The 19,934-nt window shown below is 64.8% G+C and carries 19 protein-coding genes; 2 read left to right on the top strand and 17 right to left on the bottom strand.

Features of this window, described 5'->3' with window-relative positions:
- Positions 1 to 35: 35 nt before the first annotated feature.
- The 5 genes from nagE to U5782_RS11260 all read right to left on the bottom strand — a co-directional run bounded on the left by nagE (position 36) and on the right by U5782_RS11260 (position 7,558).
- The gene (gene nagE / locus U5782_RS11280) at positions 36 to 1,787 is read right to left on the bottom strand and encodes an N-acetylglucosamine-specific PTS transporter subunit IIBC (RefSeq protein WP_322043881.1); all 1,752 of its coding nucleotides are present in this window, start codon (positions 1,785 to 1,787) and stop codon (positions 36 to 38) included.
- Positions 1,788 to 1,931: 144 nt separating this feature from the next.
- The gene (gene ptsP / locus U5782_RS11275; protein ID WP_322043973.1) at positions 1,932 to 4,538 is read right to left on the bottom strand and encodes a phosphoenolpyruvate--protein phosphotransferase; all 2,607 of its coding nucleotides are present in this window, start codon (positions 4,536 to 4,538) and stop codon (positions 1,932 to 1,934) included.
- Positions 4,539 to 4,577: 39 nt separating this feature from the next.
- Positions 4,578 to 5,585, bottom strand: coding sequence for an SIS domain-containing protein (locus U5782_RS11270; RefSeq protein ID WP_322043972.1), 1,008 nt, complete (start codon positions 5,583 to 5,585; stop codon positions 4,578 to 4,580).
- Positions 5,578 to 6,681, bottom strand: a complete 1,104-nt coding sequence (nagA, locus tag U5782_RS11265; RefSeq protein ID WP_322043880.1) for an N-acetylglucosamine-6-phosphate deacetylase — start codon at positions 6,679 to 6,681, stop codon at positions 5,578 to 5,580. Before nagA ends, U5782_RS11270 begins: the two co-directional genes overlap by 8 nt.
- 142 nt (positions 6,682 to 6,823) lie before the next feature.
- Positions 6,824 to 7,558 (bottom strand): GntR family transcriptional regulator, encoded by a 735-nt coding sequence (locus U5782_RS11260; RefSeq protein WP_322043879.1) that lies wholly within the window; start codon positions 7,556 to 7,558, stop codon positions 6,824 to 6,826.
- Between the two features lie 422 nt (positions 7,559 to 7,980).
- On the opposite strand from U5782_RS11260, the gene U5782_RS11255 reads away from it, so the two are divergent.
- Complete coding sequence (locus U5782_RS11255; protein ID WP_322043878.1) at positions 7,981 to 8,418, top strand: MarR family winged helix-turn-helix transcriptional regulator; 438 nt, start codon at positions 7,981 to 7,983, stop codon at positions 8,416 to 8,418.
- A 138-nt stretch (positions 8,419 to 8,556) separates the two neighbouring features.
- Here U5782_RS11255 and U5782_RS11250 read toward each other — a convergent pair whose 3' ends face one another.
- The 6 genes from U5782_RS11250 to U5782_RS11225 form a co-directional block, all read right to left on the bottom strand.
- The gene (locus U5782_RS11250) at positions 8,557 to 9,369 is read right to left on the bottom strand and encodes a MetQ/NlpA family ABC transporter substrate-binding protein (RefSeq protein ID WP_322043877.1); all 813 of its coding nucleotides are present in this window, start codon (positions 9,367 to 9,369) and stop codon (positions 8,557 to 8,559) included.
- Between the two features lie 215 nt (positions 9,370 to 9,584).
- On the bottom strand, positions 9,585 to 10,229 hold the full coding sequence (locus U5782_RS11245; RefSeq protein WP_322043876.1) for an SCO family protein: 645 nt from the start codon (positions 10,227 to 10,229) through the stop codon (positions 9,585 to 9,587).
- A gap of 5 nt (positions 10,230 to 10,234) precedes the next feature.
- Complete coding sequence (gene cyoE, locus U5782_RS11240) at positions 10,235 to 11,140, bottom strand: heme o synthase (RefSeq protein WP_322043875.1); 906 nt, start codon at positions 11,138 to 11,140, stop codon at positions 10,235 to 10,237.
- 9 nt (positions 11,141 to 11,149) lie between these two features.
- Positions 11,150 to 12,259 (bottom strand): COX15/CtaA family protein, encoded by a 1,110-nt coding sequence (locus U5782_RS11235; protein ID WP_322043874.1) that lies wholly within the window; start codon positions 12,257 to 12,259, stop codon positions 11,150 to 11,152.
- Positions 12,260 to 12,296: 37 nt separating this feature from the next.
- Positions 12,297 to 12,950, bottom strand: a complete 654-nt coding sequence (locus U5782_RS11230) for an SCO family protein (RefSeq protein ID WP_415914300.1) — start codon at positions 12,948 to 12,950, stop codon at positions 12,297 to 12,299.
- A gap of 93 nt (positions 12,951 to 13,043) precedes the next feature.
- On the bottom strand, positions 13,044 to 13,829 hold the full coding sequence (locus tag U5782_RS11225) for an SURF1 family protein (RefSeq protein ID WP_322043873.1): 786 nt from the start codon (positions 13,827 to 13,829) through the stop codon (positions 13,044 to 13,046).
- 105 nt (positions 13,830 to 13,934) lie between these two features.
- Here U5782_RS11225 and U5782_RS11220 point away from each other — a divergent pair, with 105 nt between their 5' ends.
- On the top strand, positions 13,935 to 14,144 hold the full coding sequence (locus U5782_RS11220; protein ID WP_075155677.1) for a twin transmembrane helix small protein: 210 nt from the start codon (positions 13,935 to 13,937) through the stop codon (positions 14,142 to 14,144).
- A gap of 162 nt (positions 14,145 to 14,306) precedes the next feature.
- Here U5782_RS11220 and U5782_RS11215 read toward each other — a convergent pair whose 3' ends face one another.
- The 6 genes from U5782_RS11215 to coxB all read right to left on the bottom strand — a co-directional run bounded on the left by U5782_RS11215 (position 14,307) and on the right by coxB (position 19,866).
- A complete protein-coding gene (locus U5782_RS11215; protein WP_322043872.1) occupies positions 14,307 to 15,164 on the bottom strand; it encodes a cytochrome c oxidase subunit 3 in 858 nt (285 codons plus the stop codon).
- An 81-nt stretch (positions 15,165 to 15,245) separates the two neighbouring features.
- On the bottom strand, positions 15,246 to 15,467 hold the full coding sequence (locus U5782_RS11210) for a DUF2970 domain-containing protein (protein WP_322043871.1): 222 nt from the start codon (positions 15,465 to 15,467) through the stop codon (positions 15,246 to 15,248).
- Positions 15,468 to 15,485: 18 nt separating this feature from the next.
- Positions 15,486 to 16,067: a cytochrome c oxidase assembly protein gene (locus U5782_RS11205; RefSeq protein WP_322043870.1), complete on the bottom strand. Its 582-nt coding sequence runs from the start codon at positions 16,065 to 16,067 to the stop codon at positions 15,486 to 15,488.
- A 40-nt stretch (positions 16,068 to 16,107) separates the two neighbouring features.
- The gene (locus U5782_RS11200) at positions 16,108 to 16,248 is read right to left on the bottom strand and encodes a cytochrome oxidase small assembly protein (protein WP_322043970.1); all 141 of its coding nucleotides are present in this window, start codon (positions 16,246 to 16,248) and stop codon (positions 16,108 to 16,110) included.
- Positions 16,249 to 16,398: 150 nt separating this feature from the next.
- Positions 16,399 to 18,012 carry a cytochrome c oxidase subunit I gene (gene ctaD / locus U5782_RS11195; RefSeq protein WP_322043869.1) on the bottom strand — a complete coding sequence of 538 codons (1,614 nt, stop codon included), beginning with the start codon at positions 18,010 to 18,012 and terminating at the stop codon, positions 16,399 to 16,401.
- 237 nt (positions 18,013 to 18,249) lie between these two features.
- Positions 18,250 to 19,866: a cytochrome c oxidase subunit II gene (gene coxB / locus U5782_RS11190; RefSeq protein WP_322043868.1), complete on the bottom strand. Its 1,617-nt coding sequence runs from the start codon at positions 19,864 to 19,866 to the stop codon at positions 18,250 to 18,252.
- Positions 19,867 to 19,934 lie beyond the last annotated feature (68 nt).

Genomic DNA, 19,934 nt, shown 5'->3' with positions numbered 1-19,934 from the left:
CCGAAGGCCGGTTTTTGCATCGCGTCGAACCACGCTCAGGCAGACTGGAGCGACAACGCATCCGCGTAACGTTGCGCCGCATTGCCGACGACGATATGCAGCGTGTCCGCCGACACCCAAACGACGTCCAGCGTATCGAGTCTCGCACGGTCAACCACCGAGGCATCGCGCACGATCACGCGCAGACGCGTGGCCGCGACGGCGTCGAGCGAGACGATGTTGCCTGCACCGCCCAGCACCGACAGCCAGCGCGACGGATCGGGATCGAGCGGGCCTGCTTCCTGCAACGCGCTCGCCGCCGCAGCCTGAGCCGCTTGCACAGCAGGCGCTGCGCTTGCAGACGGAACAGTCGCCTTGACCGCAGCAGCCGGGCGACCGCTGGCGATCTCGCGACGGATCTCGTCGGCGATGATGTCCGCTTCCGGCCCGATGATGACCTGCACGCTTTCGCCGCCGCGCTTGAGCACGCCCCGTGCACCGATCGCCTTGAGCGCCGGTTCCGAAACATGCGCCGGGTCCACCACGTTCAGACGCAGGCGCGTCGTGCAGGCGTCGACCACCTTGAGGTTGGCCGCGCCGCCGAGCGCATCGATATAACGCGTCGCACGCGTAGCCGACGCGGCATCCGCCACCGCCACACCCGACATCGTCGAAGCAATCTCCGTATCGCCCGCCGAAGCTTCACGGCCCGGCGTGGGCAGATTGAAGCGACGGATGAAGAAGCGGAACAGCCCGTAGTACACGACCGCGTAGGCAACGCCGAGCGGAATCGCTTCCCAGCCATGCGTCGACAGACCGTAGTTCAGGAAGTAGTCGATCGCGCCCGCCGAGAACGTGAAGCCGAGCTTGATGTTCAGCAGCGAGCAGATCGCGAGCGACAGGCCCGTGAGCACCGCGTGGATGCCGTACAGCACCGGCGCGAGGAACATGAAGGTGAATTCGATCGGCTCGGTCACGCCCGTGAGGAACGAGGTGAGCGCCATCGACAGCAGCAGGCCGCCGACCATCGCGCGCTTTTCCTTCGGCGCCTCGTGCAGCATCGCCAGACACGCGGCCGGCAGACCGAACATCATCACCGGGAAGAAGCCGGCCATGAAGCCGCCCGCCGTGGGGTCGCCCGCGAAGAAGCGGTGCAGGTCGCCCGTCACCGGCGCGCCGCCCGCCGGCGTGAAGGTGCCGAACACGAACCACACGAGCGAGTTGAGGATGTGATGCAGCCCGGTCACGAGCAGCAGACGGTTCAGCAGTCCATAGACGAAGGTGCCGATCGCGCCTGCCGTGGTGAGCCAGTGGCCAGCCGTGTCGATCACGGCCTGCACAGGACCCCACGCATAGCCGAATATCACCCCGAGCACCAGACACACGAGCCCGGTGATGATCGGCACGAAGCGCTTGCCGCCGAAGAACGCCAGGAACTCGGGTAGCTTGATGTCCTTGAAGCGGTTGTACAGCATGCCCGCGACCACACCGGCCACCACGCCCGACAACACGCCCATGTTGAGCTTGTCGTTGATGTCCTTCATCACGGCGGTTTCGACCAGATAGCCGAGCGCGCCCGCGAGCGCCGCCACGCCGTTGTTGTCCTTCGCGAAGCCCACGGCGATGCCGATCGCGAACAGCAGCGGAAGATTGTCGAAGATCGCGCCGCCCGCGTCGGCGATGATCTTGATATTGAGCATGTCGCTCTGGCCGAAGCGCAGCAGGATGCCCGCAACGGGCAACACTGCGATCGGGAGCATCAGCGCGCGGCCGAGGCTCTGTATCTTGAGAAACGGATTGCCATCCATTGAACTGCCTCCAGTCCCTGTCTCTTGCGTGACGTATTGAGGTGAGAGAAGCCGGCGCACGATCGCTGCGCACGCCGGTGTGTGGTTACTGCCGATTTTTATTGAGGATATTTAACGATTAACCGAACCGACCGCCCGTGACGCTCAATCGAGCGGCCAGTGCGTACGGCTCGCAGCGCGCACAGCCTGCGCCGATTCGAGCGCGAGAATGTCGAACACACGCTCGCGGCATTGGTTGTAGTCGAGATTGCGCACGCGCGCCTTGATCGACGGCACGGAAACCGGATCGACCGACAGCTCCGTGATACCGAGCCCGACGAGCAGCGGCACCGCGAGCGGATCGCCCGCCAGCGCACCGCACACGCCCACCCACTTGCCATGCTTGCTCGCGCCTTCGACCGCCACGGCAATCAGGCGCAGCACGGCCGGATGCAGGCCGTCGGCCTGAGCCGCGAGATCGGGCTGGCAGCGGTCCATCGCGAGCGTGTACTGCGTGAGATCGTTGGTGCCCACCGACAGAAAATCGGCATGGCGTGCGAGCTGATCGGCCAGCAGTGCCGCCGACGGCACCTCGATCATCACGCCCACTTCAATACGGCCGGTACGGCCCGCCTCTTTGGCGAACGCGTCGATGCGCTCGCGCAGGCGGATCAGTTCGCCCACGTCGGTGACCATCGGCAGGAGGATGCGCACGGCGCCCAGCGGCTCGACCGCCAGCAGGCCGCGCAACTGATCGTCGAGCAGATCGGGGCGCACCTGCGCGAGGCGGATGCCACGCAGACCCAGCGCGGGATTCGGCTCGGGCGGCAGCGTCAGGTAATCGACTTCCTTGTCCGCGCCCACGTCGAGCGTGCGGATGATGGCCGTGCGCCCTTGCAACGCCTGCGCAATCGCCTGGTAGCCTTCGCGATGCTCTTCGACCGTCGGCGCCGACTGACGGTGGATGAACATCAGCTCGGTGCGCAGCAGGCCGACCGCATCCGCGCCGTTTTCGACGGCGGTGCGCGCATCGTCCAGCGTCGCGATGTTCGCCGCGACTTCGACCGCGTGGCCGTCGCGCGTGGCGGCGGCCTGCTGCGAGGTCAGGCGGTTCGCTTCGCGCACGCCCGCGAGGCGCTGCTTCTCGGCGCGCGCACGTTCGATGTCCTGCGCGCTCGGGGCGTAGACGAGACGACCCGCCCCCGCATCCACCACCACTTCGGTGCCTTCTTCAATCTTGTGCAGCGTGTCGCCCAGCGCGACGAGTGCCGGAATGCCCGCCTGACGCGCGATGATCGCCGCGTGCGAGGTCGCGCCGCCACGCGCCATCAGGAGCGCGGTGACGCGCTTTCGGTCGAGCGTGGCAAGGTCGGACGGCGTGAATTCGTCGGCCATCAGCACGGCTTCGTCGGGCAGTTCGCGCGGCGCGGTGTTTGCCGCACCGCTCGTCTGTGTGAGCGCGCGCAGCACGCGCTTTTCCAGATCGCGCAGGTCGGCGGCACGTTCCGCGAGCAGCGGATCGTCCACCTTGCCGAGCACCGCGATCTGCGCGCGGATCGACTCGCGCCACGCAAAGCCCGCGCTCTTGCCGAGGCTGATGAGATCGCGCGCCGCGTCGATCAGCGTGGGGTCTTCGAGCAGCACGCGATGCATCTGGAAGATGCCCGCTTCGCCGATCGCACCACGCTGCGATGCCGTGCGCACGGAAACGTCGAGCTCGGCATCCACGGCTGCGACGGCCTTGTCGAGCAGACGGCTTTCCGCCGCCGAGGGACCGCTCGCCAGTTCGGTCGGCACGAGTTCCGCGTCGTCCCAGCGCACCAGCTTGCCGACCGCGACGCCCGGCGCCGCGCACACGCCCGTGAGCGTGCCCGGTGCGGCTTGCGCTGCACCGGCTGCGGCGGGCGCTGCCGATACAGCCGGCGCCGGCGACAGTTGCCGCGCAGGCGCTTCACCGCACTCGCCGGCTGCTTCGCGCAGCAGTTCGTTCGCGACCGCATCGACGGCCTTTTGCGCCTCGCGGCCCATGCCGACGAGTTCGACGGTCGCGCCCTCGCCCGCACCCAGAGCCAGCAGACCGACCACGCTTTCAATCGCGGCCTTGCGCTCGCCGTAACGCACCTCGACGCGCGCGTCGACGCCGCGCACCGCCTCGCGCGCCCGTGCGGCCGGCCGCGCATGCAGGCCGCCCGCATGCGTGAGCGTCACGCTGCGGCGCACTTCGTCCATCACCAGATTGGCGCTACCGGCCGCGCCCACCGTATGGGCCGCGCCGTCGCGCGCGCGCAGCACCAGCAGCGGCGTCTTGCCCGCCTCCACGTGCCCGGCACCCGCGCGGTTGATCACTTCGAACGCATCGGAGTTCGCCACCGCGATCACCGAAACGAGGCTCGGCGCCTCGCAGGCCACGACATCGAGATCGAATTCGATCAGCAGATCGCCGCGGCGCACCTGCGCGCCCTGCTCGACCTTGGGCGAAAAACCCTTGCCGCCCAGCTCGACCGTGTCGATGCCGATATGCACGAGCACCTGCGCGCCTTCAGCCGTCTCCAGCGTCACGGCGTGGCCGGTGCGCGCGAGGTGCATCACCGTGCCGTCGCAGGGCGCGAGCAGCTTGCCGGCGAGCGGATCGATGCCGATGCCGTCGCCGAACAGGCCTTCCGAAAACACCGGATCGGGCACCGCGGCGAGCGGCACGATCGGGCCGGTGAGCGGCGCGATCAACGCGATGCTGCCGGGCTGGCTCTGATCGGCGGAATTTTCCGGGTTCATCAGGCGGGACTCCTGGATGCGTTCCATCAGCTTTCCAATCTAGTGGGTTTCGGTGACTTTGTTCAGGTAACGCGGCTCGTCCGGATTACGGCCGCGCGCAGCGGCAAGACCCGCCGCCATCACGTAGAACGACAGAATCGCGGCGATCGGATCGAGTGCCGCATCGGCGCTTTCGACCAGCGGCAAGGTGGCGTCCTGAACGTCGGTGGGCGCGGCCAGCAGCACGCGCGCGCCGCGCTTTTGCATGTCGCGCGCCAGCTCGACGAGACCGGCCTGCTCCGGTCCGCGCGGGGCGAACACCAGCAGCGGATAGTCGCGTCCGATCAACTCCATCGGGCCATGACGCACTTCGGCGCTCGAAAACGCTTCGGCCTGGATACCCGAGGTTTCCTTCAACTTGAGCGCCGCTTCCTGCGCGATGGCCAGACCCGCGCCGCGGCCGATCACGATCATCTGCTTGACGTCGCGCAGCTCATCCACGGCCTTCGACCAGTCGAGCGAGCCAGCGCGATGAAGCGCGTCCGGCAGTGCGCGCACGGCGTCGAGGAACGCGGCGTCGCGTTGCCAGAACGCGACCAGTTGCGCCGACATCGCGAGCATCGCGATATAACTCTTGGTCGCGGCCACGCTCAGTTCGGGACCCGCTAGCAGCGGCAACTCCGTGCCCGCCGCCTCGGCGAGCGGCGAATCGGCGACGTTGACCATTGCCGCCGTCAACGCGCCCGCGTCGCGCAGCGCCTTGATCGTCGCGACGAGATCAGGACTCCTACCCGATTGGGAGAAAGCGAGAGCAAACTGGCCCTGTACGCGTAAGGGCGCCTGCTGGAGCGTGGCGATCGACATGGGCAGCGACGCCACCGGCACGCCGATGCGGCTCATGGTAAGCGCGGCGAAATAGCTCGCCGCGTGGTCGGAGCTGCCGCGCGCGACGGTGAGCGCAACGTGGCGCGGCTCGGCCTGGAGCGCGCCCGCGAGCGCCTCGACGCGCGAGGTGTCCGCGAGCTGCGCGGCGACGACGCTGGCCGAGGCCAGCGCTTCATTAAGCATATTCGACAATCGATTCTCCTTCGACATAGGTCGCGGTGAGCGCGAGATCACGGTCGAACACGTTGACATCGGCCCAGGCGCCGCGCTTGAGGCGGCCCCGGTCTTCGATGCCGAGGTAGTCGGCCGCGTAGCGCGACAGGCGCGCGGATACGTCCGCGATCGGCAAGCCGAGCGAGACGAGATTGCGCAAGGCCTGGTCCATGGTGAGCGTGCTGCCCGCCAGCGTGCCGTCCGCAAGACGCACGCCGCCGAGGCATTTGGTGACGCGCTGGCTGCCGAGGTGGTACTCGCCGTCGGGCATGCCGGTGGCCGAGGTGCTGTCCGTCACCACATAGAGGCGCGGGATCGCGCGCAGCGCGGCGCGGATCGCGCCCGGATGCACGTGCAGCAGGTCGGGGATGATTTCCGCGTATTCGGCGTGCGCGAGCGCCGCGCCGACCACGCCGGGGTTGCGGTGATGCAGCGGCGACATCGCGTTGAAGAGGTGCGTGAAGCCGCACGCACCGTGCTTGAGCGCGTTGACCGCGTCGTCATAAGTCGCGAGCGTATGGCCGATCTGCACGCGCACGCCGCGCGCCGCCATCTCGCCGATGATCTCGATATGGCCCGCGATTTCCGGCGCCACCGTCACGACGCGGATCGGCGCGATCGACAGGTACTTGAGCACTTCGTCGAGTACGGCGGACACCGCCGCGTCGGGCTGCGCACCCAGCTTGCCCGGATTGATGTACGGCCCTTCGAGGTGCACGCCCAGCACGCGCGCCGCGCCCGGCGTGCGCCTGCGCGCCACGTCGCCCAGACCGGCGACCACGTGCATCAGCTCGTCGCGCGGCGCCGTCATGGTGGTCGCGAGCAGGCTCGTGGTGCCAAAGCGCGCGTGCGTGCGCGCAATGGTCTCGATGGCATCGCCCGCTTCCATCACGTCGGCACCGCCGCCGCCGTGCACGTGCAGGTCGATGAAGCCCGGCAGGATGTAGGGCGCATCGTTCTTCGCCGGATCGGCGGCCTCGCCCTCGATCGACGTGATGCGTCCGTTTTCGAACGTCAGCGTGCCGTTGATCCAGCCATCAGGGGTGAGAATGTTTCCGCTCAGCATGAGATTTTTCCGATATTGCACGCGGCAAATGCCTGCGCGCGGTCAGTCTTGACGGTGACGTGCATGAGAGAGTCGTCGCGCGCGCTGGTGTTCCCGCGCGCCACATTTTTTGACATGTGCCTTGTTGCGCTCGTTGCCGCTGTCATTGCCGCAGCTCCGCGACAAAGTCGTAATAGCCGTCACGGCAATACGTGTCGGTCAGCTCGATCGCGTGCTGGTCGCGCGAAAAACCCACCCGCGTAATCACGAGCAACGCCGCGCGCGGCTCCACGCCCATCAACTCGGCGATCTCGCCCGTCGCATTCACGGCGCCGAAGTGCTGCAACGCGCGCACGACGGGCATGTTGCGCGCTTCAAGGTAAGCATAGAGCGAGCCGTCGATCGCCTCGGGGTCCGGCACGATCGACACCGGCAGCGCCGAGTGTTCGACCGCCATCACGATGCCATCCGCGCGACGCAGACGCCGCAGGCTGGTGACCGACGCGCCCGGCGACAAGCCGAGCTGCACGATTTCCTCGCGGCGCGCGGGCCGCACCTCGCGCTCGAGCCACACCGAATCGGCCGTGAAGCCGCGCTGCTCCATCTTTTTCGTGAAGCCGGTGAGGCGCGAAAGCGGATCTTCCACGCGCGGCGTGATGAAACTGCCCGCGCCACGGGCACGACGGATCAGCCCCTGCTCGACGAGCAACTCGATCGCCTTGCGCGCTGTGATGCGCGACACGCCGATGGCATCCGACAGCGTGCGCTCCGAGGGCAAGGCCTCGCCGGCCGACCACACGCCGCAATGAATCGCGGTGGCCAGGTTGCGCGCCAGCTGCAGATAGAGCGGCGTCACATTGCGCGCATCGGGCATCAGGGCAGACCAACGGGTTTCCATGGAACTCCGGCCAGCGGTTTGACGGATCGTGGGGGCCCGGACAGGCCATCGAGTGGATTTGACGAAGCCAGCAAGGCTGCGGTCCGGTGCGAAAGCGAGCCCATTATATAACCACAATAATACCAGTCAACACGCACGATGCATTGTTCCGATGCAAGATAAAATCTTTACAAATCAACATCTTGCACGAACACATAAGGCGTAGCGGGCAGCCTTTCCGGCATCGGTATTTTCCCTGGAGTGGATCTATTGGGCTCCCCGATTACAACCATTCGAGGGCCAACAACCCGGCTCCGATAGCCCAGCGTGGTACCGCTTTGGAACCAATACGGCGTTTCAGGCAAAGAACGATATCGCGAGCCCCTGACATCCCATATAGTGGCGTCTGACCAATATCAACGAACTGACGACGGGGATCCAGTTTGTCGAACGATTCCGACACGAGACGGCGAGCCGAAGCCGTCCTGCAGTTCAACCGCTTCTATCGCTCGTTTCTCGGTGCACAGCAGGACGAAGTGCCGCACACGCCGTTCTCGCTGACCGAAATCCACGTGCTGCGCGAACTCGACAGCGGCGGCACACAGACCGCCGCCGCGCTCGCGCGTGCCCTTTCGCTCGACTCGGGTTATCTGAGCCGCATCCTCGCGAGCTTCGGACGCCGCCACCTGATTGCACGCGCGGCCTCCCAGGTCGACGCACGCCGCACATTCATCTATCTGACCGACACCGGCCGCGCGACCTACGCGTCGCTCAAGGCCGCGGCGATCGGCGGCCTGGCCGAGCGGCTCGACAAGCTGACGCCGGCTGAACAGGAAGAATTGATCGGCGCGATGGAAGTCGTGCAACGGCTGCTCGGCTGACCGCAGCCCGGCTGAGGGCAGCCCAGTTGAGCCCAGCGCGGCGCGCAAACAAAAAAAGCCGCCCCATCGAAATGGCGGCGGCTTTCTTGCTCGCGATACTGACACGTCGCGGCCCGCAGGCCGCGCGTCATGACTCGCTTAGAACGACGGGATCATCGAACCCTTGAATTCGTTCTTGAGGTACTGGCGCACGTCTTCCGACTGGTAAGCGGCGACCAGCTTCTTCACCCACGGCTTGTCCTTGTCCTGCGCGCGCACGGCGATCAGGTTGGCGTACGGGCTGTGCGTGTCTTCCAGGGCGATGGCGTCCTTGGTCGGCTGCAGGCCGGCGGCCAGCGCGTAGTTCGTGTTGATGACGGCGGCGTCCACGTCGCCAAGCGCGCGCGGCAGTTGCGCAGCGTCGAGTTCGACCAGCTTCACCTTCTTCGGGTTCTCGGCGACGTCGAGCGGCGTGGCGTTGTTGCCGTTCGTGCCCGCGCCTGCGCGCAGCTTGATCAGGCCCTTGCTTTGCAGCACGAGCAGCGCACGGTTTTCATTCGACGGATCGTTCGGCACCGCGACCTTCGCGCCTTGCGGCAGGGCGGCCAGCGACTTGACCTTCTTCGAGTACACGCCGATCGGCGAGATGTACGTGAGACCTGCGTTCACGATCTTGTAGCCGCGCTGCTTGATCTGGCTGTCGAGGTACGGGCCGGTCTGGAAGCTGTTCGCGTCGAGGTCGCCCGAGTCGAGCGCCGCATTCGGCTGCACGTAGTCGTTGAACTCGATGACCTTGACGTTCAGGCCTTCGCGCTTGGCGACCTTCTGGACGACGGCCCACACCTGGGCGTCCGGGCCGGCCACGGTGCCAACCTTGATGACCTGGTCGTCGGCGTGTGCGCCGAAGCTGGCTGCGAGGGTGGTGGCGGCGACGCCGGCGAGGAGTGCTTTGATCAGATTTCTGCGCTGCATGGAGATGATGTTTCCGCTTGTTGCGTGTTTAGTACTGCGTTGGTGCCGACTGTCGCCGCATCGTGTGCCGCGCCATGACAGATATAAATGGTCTCATATGGCACCAGCCCCGCGAAATATAGAAATCGCATACTGGTATGCCGGCGCGCGCCAGTGTGGCGCATCGAACTTTCAGAAGGCCTGCAAGGGGCGGTATGGAACCGCCCTGACCGTTCTCAGCTCCCGTCGTTCATGCCGAGCAGGATCTTGAGATCGTGCACCCACGGCGTCACGCCCTGCCCGTCGCGTGCGAACAGGCGCAGCTTGCCCGTGGTGTCGAACACATAGCTCGCGGCGGTGTGATCCATCGTGTAGCCGTCGGGCGTGCTGCCGGGCACCTTCGCGTAGTAGACGCGGAAGTCCTTCGTCACCTGCTTGAGCTGGGCGTCGTCGGCCGGCCGCAGCGCGATGAAGGTGGGATTGAAGGCGCTCACGTACTGGCCGAGGATTTGCGGCGTGTCGCGCTCGGGATCGACGCTCACGAAGATCACCTGCACGCGCTTCGCAGCATCGGGACCCAGTTGCTGGAGCGCCTGCGAAAGCTCGGCCATGGTGGTCGGGCAAACGTCCGGGCAGTGCGTGTAGCCGAAGAACAGGACGACGACCTTGTCCTTGAAGTCCGCCAGCGTGCGCGTCTTGCCGTTCGAATCGGGCAGGGAGAAGTCCTTGCCAAACTGCGTGTTGCCGGTGATGTCGAGATTTGAGAACGACGGCGGCTGCTGGCCGCAGCCTTCCAGGCCGAGCGTCGCGCCAAGCGCGAGCGTTGCCGCAAGCGCGACCACCGTTGCGCGCGCAAAGCGCGCCAGCGTGCCTTGAGCCATATTCGTTACGCCCCGATCAGTGTGCGTACGTAGTGATCGACGAGCAGCGCGACGAACAGCACCGAGAGGTAAAGGATCGAGAAGCGGAAAGTCTTGCGTGCGAGCGCGTCCGAATACTCGAGGTAGATCTTCCACGCGTAGGCGAGGAACATCGCGCCGAGCGTCACGGCCGTCACGAGATACAGCAGGCCGCTCATGCCCGAGATATAGGGCATCAACGTCACGGCGAAGAGAATGATCGTGTAGAGCAGGATATGCAGGCGCGTGTACTTCTCGCCGTGCGTGTTCGGCAGCATCGGCAAGCCCGCTGCTTCGTAGTCCTTGCGGCGATACAGCGCGAGCGCCCAGAAATGCGGCGGCGTCCACACGAAGATGATGAGCACAAGAATCCAGGCATCGCCGGGCACATGGCCCGTGACGGCGGCCCAGCCGAGCGCCGGCGGCATCGCGCCCGACGCACCGCCGATCACGATGTTCTGCGGCGTGGCCGGCTTGAGCAGCAGCGTGTAGATGATCGCGTAGCCGATAAAGGTCGCGACCGTGAGCCACATCGTCAGCGGATTCGTGAAGGTGTACAGCACCCACATGCCGATGCCGCCGATCACCGCCGAGAACAGCAGGATCTGCCGGCTCGTGATCTCGCCGCGCGCGGACGGACGCCACGACGTGCGGCGCATGCGTGCATCGACCTTTTGTTCGACGAGACAGTTGATCGCGAAGGCCGCGCCGGCGGTCAGCCAGATGCCGACGGTGCCGCCGATCAGTTGCTTCCAGGGCACCATGCCCGGCACGGCGAGGAACATGCCGATGACCGCGCAGAACACAGCCAGTTGAGTGACGCGCGGTTTGGTGAGCGCGAGATATTGCGAAACGCGGCTACCGGGCGACTGGGGGAGGGTTGTACTTTCCATAGGGCGGGATCACACCGCAGCGGTGTCGCGCGCAGGGAAAACAGCGCGGCCGGGGCGGCTACAAGCAATTCGAAAGTTTAGCACGACGAGCAAAAGCAACAGGATCGCCGCACCACCGTTGTGGGCCACCGCGATAGGCAGCGGCCACTGCAGGACGATATTGGAAAGTCCTGTCAGAAACTGGATCGCGACCACGATCAGAACCCAGTTCGCGGGGCGGCGCAACGAGGCATAGCGCCGCATTTTGAGAGCGAACCATACCAGATACGCGATAACGGCGAAGGCAAACGTGCGGTGCGTCCAGTGAATCGCGACGAGCGCGTCCTGGGTGATGACGTCGCCATTGCCGTCCATGCCGAGTGCGCGCCAGAGGTGGAAGCCGTGATGGAAATCCATCGGCGGAATCCATGCGCCGTTGCAGGTCGGGAAGTCGGTGCAGGCGAGCACCGCGTAGTTCGTGCTCACCCAGCCGCCCAGCGCAATCTGCGCGACCAGCAGCGCGAGCGCCGCCAGCGCGGCCACCCGCCAGCGTGCGGCATCGGGCTCGAAGACCGGCAGCGGCGTCATACGCGCGCCGAGCCACGCAAGCGTGCCGAGCAGCGTGAGACCGAGCAGCAAATGCGTCGTGACGATCACGGGCTGGAGCTTCATCGTCACGGTCCATGCGCCGAACACGCCCTGCACGACGATCAGGCCGAGCAGCGCGGTAGGCCACCACGGCGACACATGCAGCGGCAGACGCTTGATGCGCGCGCGCCAGGCGATCGCCATCTGCGCGATGATCAGCACGCCAATGGCCATCGCGAAGTAGCGGTGAATCATCTCGATCCACGCCTTCGACATACTCACCGGCCCGCTTGGCAGAGCCAGATGAGCCGCGGCGATCTGCGCATGCGCGATGAACGGCGACGACGTGCCATAGCACCCCGGCCAGTCCGGACAGCCGAGCCCCGAATCGGTGAGACGCGTGAAGCCGCCGAACATCACGAGATCGAGCGTCATGAAGGTCGTGAGCCACACGAGCTTGCGGAACTTGTTGTCGTCGGCCTTCACCCACACCCACGAAAGCGGCAGCAACGCGATGCACAGGCCGATCAGGCCCAACTCCAAAATAAACATCTCTTACTCTTTTCTGTCAGAAGTCGCGCTGCGCACCTTAACCGATGCTGGACCACTTGAGGAGTTTAGTCACGTCCTGCTTGATCTTTGACGGATCGGGATGGGCGGGAAAACGCATCATCAGGTTGCCGTTGGGATCGACCAGGTAGATGTGATCGCTGTCTTTCGTCGTATCGGTGGCGGGTAGCCACGCGGCCAGCGCTGCGGGATCGGCGCGCAGCATGCGGGTGTCCGGATAAGCGCTGCGCACGACGCCGGGCACGTTGGCGTCGTCGGTGCGCAGCCAGATCGTGGCGACGCGCTCGCGCTCCGCGCCCTGGGTCGCGCGCACCTGGCGCATGAAATAGAGCTTGTGCACGCAGGCTTCGTCGCACGTGCTGCCATCGACCGAGATCATGAGCCAGCGTCCGCGCAGCGAGTCGAGCGGCACTTCGCGACCATCGTCGCCCGTCACCATCAGCGCGGGAGGAATCGTGCGCTGCGGCTCGATCAGCGTGCCGTAGCTCGTGCTGCCGCCCTTCGGCTTGATCACGTAGTACGTGAAGTACGAAATCGCGATCGGTGCGCCGCAAATCAGCGCGATGAGCAGCAACATCCAGCGGCCGCTGCGCCACGAGCCCTTTTTCGGCGGCGTGCCACTCGGCGCGGTGTTACGTGAAACCTGCGTTGTATCGGAAGATTGCGTGGACACTGCGTGAACCTCGTTTCTGTCGCTTCCTGTTGACCATGCGCTGCCATTCAGCAGCGCGCCGGATATTGCAGACGATCTCGACCTGCCCGATCGTCAGGCGTCCTTCGCACCGTGTACTGGCCCTTTCGTGGCATTGGCCTCTTGCGCGCCCTGCATGCGCTCTTTTGTCGCAGCTCGACGGGCCGCGTAGAGACCAAATCCCAGCGCCGCGGCCGCCATGCCCCACCACTGGAGCATGTAGCCGTAGTTGCGCTCGACATCCGTGGCGGGCGCTGGCCAGTCGCGCACGAGACCGTCCTTCGAGGCTGGCGCCGAGGTGCTGACAAACCCCGTTTGCTGGATCACGAAGGGTTGCAGCGGCAGACCGGTTTCCGCCGCATAAGAAGCGACGGCGAGATTCTGCCGGATCTTCTGATGCGCTGCAGAGCCGCCCGCACCCAGTTCATACGCGCGCGTAGCATCCGCACGGGCAATGCCCTCCACTTCCACCGGCCCTGCTGGCGTGTCATAGGGCGCGATCCGCTCGCGCTCCTCGATGCTGCGCGGCAACCAGCCACGATTGACGAGCACATAACCGCCGTCGTCCAGTTTAAGCGGCATCACCACGTAAAAGCCTGGCTGGTCGTTATAGGGACGATTGTCGAGATACACCACGCGCTCCGGCAGGAACGTGCCTTTGGCGCGCACGCGATGGAACTCGATGTCCTTGAGTGCGAGCGGCGCGGCGCCCACTGTTTGCGGGCTGGCGTTTTCGTATTGCGTGATCTGCGCCTGCAAGGCTTCCTTCTGATGCGCGCGATCGCGCTGCCAGAAGCCGAGCCTGATCGTCACGGCCATCACGATCAGGATCAGCAGCGCGGGAACAAGACGGATCTTCATCGGGCACGACCGATGCGGCACATACGGCTGATCGAACCCCGCGCGTAAAGACGCGGTGCGATAATGAGACTGGCGTTTTCAGACATGCGCGATCCCGTGAACTTCATGCACATACTCGTCCCCATTGCATTCGCGTTGATCATCGCAAGCATGATCTCCGCGCTCTATTTCATGATGCACGACCGGGGCCGCACCAAGCGTATGGTCTGGTCGCTCGCCACGCGCGTGGGGCTCTCCATCTCGCTGTTCCTCTTCATCCTCTTCGCGCACTGGATGGGCTGGATTCAGTCCACCGGGATTCCTTACGGCCGCTGAAGCCGGCACAGCAACGCGAACCGGCATAAGCTTGAACCCGAGGGACCCGAAAGGCTCGAAGCCTCAAAAGCCAAGGCGCCGCGCCGACCATGTCGGAGCGGCGCCTTCGTGTTTTTAGACGCGTTTTCTAGATGCGACGTGCAAAAGCAGGCTCCGCACGCATCACAGCCAGTACACCACCACGTAAAGACCGAGCCACACCACGTCCACGAAGTGCCAGTACCACGCGGCGCCTTCGAATGCGAAGTGATGCTCCGGCGTGAAGTGGCCGCGAATCAACCGGATCATCACCACGGCTAGCATCGTGCCGCCGAGGAACACGTGGAAACCGTGGAAGCCGGTGAGCAGGAAGAACGTCGAACCGTAGATGCCCGATGCGAGCGTCAGATTCAGTTCGTTGTACGCGTGAATGTATTCGAAGGCTTGCAGGCAGAGGAAGCAAAAGCCCAGCACCAGCGTACCCGCGAGCCACGCGATGGCCTTCTTGCGATGGTTGTCGCGCAGCGCGTGGTGCGAGACCGTGAGCGTCGCGCCCGAGGAAAGCAGCAGCGCCGTGTTGATGGTCGGCACGGGCCACGGCGTCATCGAGCGGAAATGCGAGACCAGCGCCGCCGGGCCGTTGTTGGGCCACACCGCCGTGAAGTCCGGCCAGATCAGCTTGAAGTCGAGGCTGCCGAGTTGATGCAGTGCGATCTGGCGGGCGTAGAACAACGCGCCGAAGAACGCGCCGAAGAACATCACCTCGGAGAAGATGAACCAGCTCATGCTCCAGCGGTACGACACATCGACACGTTTGCCGTACATGCCGCCCTCGGATTCGGAGATCGCGTCGCCGAACCAGTGCCAGAGCGTGAAGAGCACCCACAAGAGACCGGCCGCCACGCCGATGGGCGCCCACGATTCGCCGTTGATCCACGACGCGAGCGACGAAAGCATGACCAGCAGGCCAATGGCCGCGCTGATCGGATGCCGCGACGGGTGCGGTACGAAGTAGTACGGGCTATCGTTTTGACCGCTCATGCCTGTTTCTCCAATTTCCAGTTGCTCCGGACATCGCCGGCTGTCTTTTCGTTATTCACGGATGCCTCGCTACGACGCCTGCTAACCCACCACCGCGTGCACGATCAGCAACAACACGACGATAAACAGAATCGCGCCGATGATCCCCGCCGCGATCAACGCGGCCGGATGCAGTTGCGCGGCGTCGGATTCGAGGTCGGCGCGCTTGCGCACGCCGAGAAATGACCACGCCACCGCCTTCACCAGTTGCAGCACGCCACCCTTTTTCGCCTTGGTCGCGCCTGCTCCACCGTCGTCGCTCATCGTGGCCTCAGCTTCACATCAAGCGCCCGCGGACTGCTTCGGCGCTTTCGCCACCGCGGGCTGGTTCAGCTCGAAGAAGGTGTACGACAGCGTGATCGTCTTCACGTCCTTCGGGAGCTTCGGGTCGATCACGAAGACCACCGGCATGCGCTTCGTTTCGTTCGCCTTCAAGGTCTGCTGCGTGAAGCAGAAGCATTCGATCTTGCGGAAGAACTCGGTCGCCTGCTTCGGCGCGTAGCTCGGGATCGCCTGCGCGTCGATCGTGCGTCCTTCGTTGTTCGAAATGTCGTACATCACGGTCATCACTTCGCCCGGATGCACGTCGAGACTCGTCTGCTCCGGCTTGAAGCCGAGCAGCCCGCGCGCATTGGCGTCGAACTCCACCGACACCGTGCGCGTCATGTCCACCTGCGTATTGCGCGCCTCGCGCGCCGTCGTATCGCGCTGCACGAGATTGTTGATGCCCGTGACTTCGCAGATCGCGCGATACATCGGCACCAGCGCCCAGCCGAAGCCGAACATCAGCAACGCCACCACCACGAGCTTGATCAGCATCGAGCGGTTGAAAGCGCGGTCGCTACCTGCTTGCTGCGTGGACATCGGACTTCCTCGAACGGTGTGCCGTCACGACGCCCGTGCGTCAATGTGCGGCGAAATACACCTGCTTCACGACGGCGCCCAGAAAGAAGACGGCAGCCACCGCCAGCAGGATGAGACCAAGCCGCAGGTTGCCCGCGCGAATCTGCTCGGGCGTGCGTCTTTTCGGAGAATTGCCGGTCATGCTTGCAGTACGGTTGGCCGCGGCTTCTTCGATCATCGTGATGCGCATCGTGAATCGCTCCTCGTGCGTGCTGCCGATGAAAACGCGTGAACACCGCGGCTTCGTTGCGTGTCCGGCGCGTGGGGCCGGACACCTGAGGTTGATCGAGCCTTACTCGACCGTCGGCGGGTTCTCGAAGGTGTGGAACGGCGCCGGGCTCGGCACGGTCCATTCGAGGCCGGTTGCGCCATCCCACGGCTTGTCGCCCGCTTTTTCCAGCTCGCCGCCGCCGCGATACGCGGGCAGCGCGACGAAGAACAGGAAGTACACCTGCGAAAGGCCGAAACCGAATGCGCCGATCGTGATCACCTGGTTCCAGTCGGTGAACTGGGCCGGATAGTCGGCGTAGCGACGCGGCATCCCGGCGAGGCCGACGAAGTGCATCGGCAGGAACGCGACGTTGAAGAAGATCAGCGAGCACCAGAAGTGGATCTTGCCGCGCATCTCGTTGTACATCCAGCCGGTCCATTTGGGCGACCAGTAGTACCACCCTGAGAACAACGCGAATAATGACCCCGCCACCAGCACGTAATGGAAGTGCGCGACCACGAAATACGTGCCGTGATACTGGATGTCGAGCGGCGCCATCGCCAGCATCAGGCCCGACAGACCGCCGAACGTGAACACGATCAGGAAGCCCACTGCCCACAGCATCGGCGTCTCGAAGGTGAGCGAGCCGCGCCACATCGTGGCGACCCAGTTGAATACCTTCACGCCCGTCGGCACCGCGATCAGCATGGTCGCGTACATGAAGAACAGCTGGCCCGTGACCGGCATGCCCGTGGCGAACATGTGGTGCGCCCAGACCATGAACGAGAGAATCGCGATCGACGCCGTGGCGTACACCATCGAGCTATAGCCGAACAGCGGCTTGCGCGAGAACGCCGGGATCACCTGCGAAACGATCCCGAACGCCGGCAAGATCATGATGTAGACCTCGGGGTGGCCGAAGAACCAGAAGATGTGCTGGTACATCACCGGGTCGCCGCCGCCTGCGGCGTTGAAGAAGCTCGTGCCGAAGTGGCGGTCGAACAGCAGCATCGTGATCGCGCCCGCCAGAACCGGCATCACGGCGATCAGCAAATAGGCGGTGATGAGCCAGGTCCACGCGAACATCGGCATCTTCATGAGCGTCATGCCCGGCGCGCGCATGTTGAGGATGGTCACGACGATGTTGATGCCGCCCATGATCGACGAGGCGCCCATGATGTGGACCGCGAAGATCGCGAAGTCCATGCCCGGGCCCATCTGCGTGGAGAGCGGCGCGTAGAGCGTCCAGCCCGCTGCGGTCGCGCCGCCCGGCGCGAAGAACGAGCCGACCAGCAGGACGGCCGCCGCTGGCAGCAGCCAGAAGCTGAAGTTGTTCATGCGCGCGAAGGCCATGTCCGATGCGCCGATCTGCAGCGGCACCATCCAGTTCGCGAAGCCCACGAAGGCCGGCATGATCGCGCCGAACACCATGATCAGGCCGTGCATCGTGGTGAGCTGGTTGAAGAACTCGGGGCGCATGATCTGCAGGCCCGGCTCGAACAGCTCGGCGCGGATGGCTAGCGCCATCACGCCGCCCGACAGGAACATCACGAACGAGAACAGCAGGTACAGCGTCCCGATGTCCTTGTGGTTGGTGGCCATCAGCCAGCGGCGCCAGCCGTGTGGCGTCGCGTGGGCGTGGTCGCCATGCACGTGACCGTGCCCCCCAGCTACATCGTGTCCGATGCTAGACATGACTCTTTCTCCTGTCGGCCGAAGTTGGCGTTTAAGCGCCGGACTCGGGCCCCATGCAATTTAGTTGCTGAAGCAAATTGCTTTGCGTCTCTTACTGCAGTGTTGGCCAGCTTGCGTTGCCGCTGCACGTGCCCGCTTTTTTACAGCGTACTGCGAGTTTCTTGTTATCGAATTCGTTATGGACTGCTTGTGGTGACGCAACTTTGCGGGGCCGATACCGCCCCGCTACCCAACTGCTTATGCAGCCGGGCTGATTTCCACGCGGCGCGCTTCCTTCGCGTCCGCGCCGCCGGTGACGGTTTCCGGCTTCTTCAGAATGATGTGATCTTCGGCGATGCCTGCGGCCTTGAGCGCGTCGCGCACGGCCTGCGCGCGATGCTTGGCGAGTTCTGCGTTGATGTCGGCCTTGCCGCTTGCGTCGGTGTAGCCCGAGAGCGTGAACTTCGCGTCCGGATGCGCCTTCGCGTAGTCGGCGGCCGCCTGGATCGCGTCCTTCGCGTCGGCGGGTAGCGTGCTCTTGCCCACTTCGAAATAGACGCTAGCGGGCAGCGAGGCCGTGCTCTGCGCCGCGCCCGAAGCTTGATCCGCCCCGCTTGCCGCCGCAGCGGGGGCAGCGCTTGCGGCAGCCGCCTGATCGGCACCGGCCGCCGCCGTCGTGCCGCCGCCTTCGGGCATCTTGCCGTTGCGCGCATCGGCCACCTGGCGCGGTTGCAGGATGTCGCCCGTGTGGTTGCCCCACGCGTTGCGCTCGAAAGTGATGACCGAAGCGATCTCGACGTCGTTGAGGGTGGGTGCCCACGACGGCATCGCGTTCTTGCCCTTGAGGACGATGCTCACGTGCTCGGCGATCGGCCCGTTGGCGACCTTGCTGCCATCGAGCGCCGGGAAGGCGCCCGCGCCCTTGCCGGTCGGCTGATGGCACAGCGCGCAGTTCGACGCGTAGACCTTCTCGCCGCGCTCCTTGAGCTCGGCCATCGTGTAGGTCTTGTTCGGGTCGTCGTTGGCCGCGGCCATCTTCGCCTTTTGCGTCTGAACCCACTTGGCGTAGTCGTCGTCGGACAGCACCTCGACCACGACCGGCATGTACGCATGCTCCTTGCCGCACAGTTCGGTGCAGAAGCCGCGGTAAGTGCCGACCTTCTCCGCCTTGAACCAGGTGTCGCGCACGAAGCCCGGAATCGCATCCTGCTTCACACCGAACGCGGGCACGTACCACGAGTGCACCACATCGTTGGCCGTCGTGATCACGCGGATCTTCTTGTTGACCGGCACGACGAGCGGGTTGTCGACTTCCTGCAGATAGGTGTCCGTGATCGGCGCGAGGCCGTTCACTTCGCTACGCGGCGTGGTGAGCGTGGAGAGGAAGCTGATGCCCTCGCCCGGCCCCTTCACGTAGTCGTAGCCCCACTTCCACTGATAGCCCGTGACCTTCACGGTGATATCGGCGTTGGTGGTGTCCTTCATCGCGACGACGGCCTTGGTGGCCGGCAGCGCCATCAGCACGACGATGATGAACGGCACGATCGTCCAGATGATTTCGACGGTCGTGCTCTCGTGGAAATGCGAAGCCTGATGCCCCTTCGATTTGCGATGCGCAAAGATCGAATAGAACATGACGCCGAATACGCCGATGAAAATCACCGTGCATAGGATCAGCATCATCGTATGGAGGTCGTAAAGCTCTTCTGCGATGCGCGTGACGGGCGGCTGGAGATTGATCTCGTTGACCGCTGGGCCGCCCGGACTGTCTCCGACTGCGAGTGCCGCGCCGGCGACGAAAAGTCCGCTGCAGGCGAGCACGCCCTGTAGGGCTCGCTTGATTGTTTTCATAGCTTCCTTACCCATATTTTCCATTCAAACCCTCGGCCCCGCAGGAAGGTTTTGCAACCAGGTCACGCCCTGGGGGGCGCACACGCCGCGTC

The organism is Paraburkholderia sp. J67 (genome assembly GCF_905220265.1).
Taxonomy (GTDB): domain Bacteria; phylum Pseudomonadota; class Gammaproteobacteria; order Burkholderiales; family Burkholderiaceae; genus Paraburkholderia.
The sequence above is the reverse complement of the archived record's forward strand: the minus strand, read 5'-3'. Positions and strand labels throughout refer to the sequence as shown.

Coding starts and splice junctions, on each gene's coding strand:
- nagE (WP_322043881.1), bottom strand. CDS start 1,787: ATGGATGGCAATCCGTTTCTCAAGATACAGAGCCTCGGCCGCGCGCTG.
- ptsP (WP_322043973.1), bottom strand. CDS start 4,538: ATGAACCCGGAAAATTCCGCCGATCAGAGCCAGCCCGGCAGCATCGCG.
- U5782_RS11270 (WP_322043972.1), bottom strand. CDS start 5,585: ATGCTTAATGAAGCGCTGGCCTCGGCCAGCGTCGTCGCCGCGCAGCTC.
- nagA (WP_322043880.1), bottom strand. CDS start 6,681: ATGCTGAGCGGAAACATTCTCACCCCTGATGGCTGGATCAACGGCACG.
- U5782_RS11260 (WP_322043879.1), bottom strand. CDS start 7,558: ATGGAAACCCGTTGGTCTGCCCTGATGCCCGATGCGCGCAATGTGACG.
- U5782_RS11250 (WP_322043877.1), bottom strand. CDS start 9,369: ATGCAGCGCAGAAATCTGATCAAAGCACTCCTCGCCGGCGTCGCCGCC.
- U5782_RS11245 (WP_322043876.1), bottom strand. CDS start 10,229: ATGGCTCAAGGCACGCTGGCGCGCTTTGCGCGCGCAACGGTGGTCGCG.
- cyoE (WP_322043875.1), bottom strand. CDS start 11,140: ATGGAAAGTACAACCCTCCCCCAGTCGCCCGGTAGCCGCGTTTCGCAA.
- U5782_RS11235 (WP_322043874.1), bottom strand. CDS start 12,259: ATGTTTATTTTGGAGTTGGGCCTGATCGGCCTGTGCATCGCGTTGCTG.
- U5782_RS11225 (WP_322043873.1), bottom strand. CDS start 13,829: ATGAAGATCCGTCTTGTTCCCGCGCTGCTGATCCTGATCGTGATGGCC.
- U5782_RS11220 (WP_075155677.1), top strand. CDS start 13,935: ATGCACATACTCGTCCCCATTGCATTCGCGTTGATCATCGCAAGCATG.
- U5782_RS11215 (WP_322043872.1), bottom strand. CDS start 15,164: ATGAGCGGTCAAAACGATAGCCCGTACTACTTCGTACCGCACCCGTCG.
- U5782_RS11210 (WP_322043871.1), bottom strand. CDS start 15,467: ATGAGCGACGACGGTGGAGCAGGCGCGACCAAGGCGAAAAAGGGTGGC.
- U5782_RS11205 (WP_322043870.1), bottom strand. CDS start 16,067: ATGTCCACGCAGCAAGCAGGTAGCGACCGCGCTTTCAACCGCTCGATG.
- U5782_RS11200 (WP_322043970.1), bottom strand. CDS start 16,248: ATGACCGGCAATTCTCCGAAAAGACGCACGCCCGAGCAGATTCGCGCG.
- ctaD (WP_322043869.1), bottom strand. CDS start 18,012: ATGTCTAGCATCGGACACGATGTAGCTGGGGGGCACGGTCACGTGCAT.
- coxB (WP_322043868.1), bottom strand. CDS start 19,866: ATGGAAAATATGGGTAAGGAAGCTATGAAAACAATCAAGCGAGCCCTA.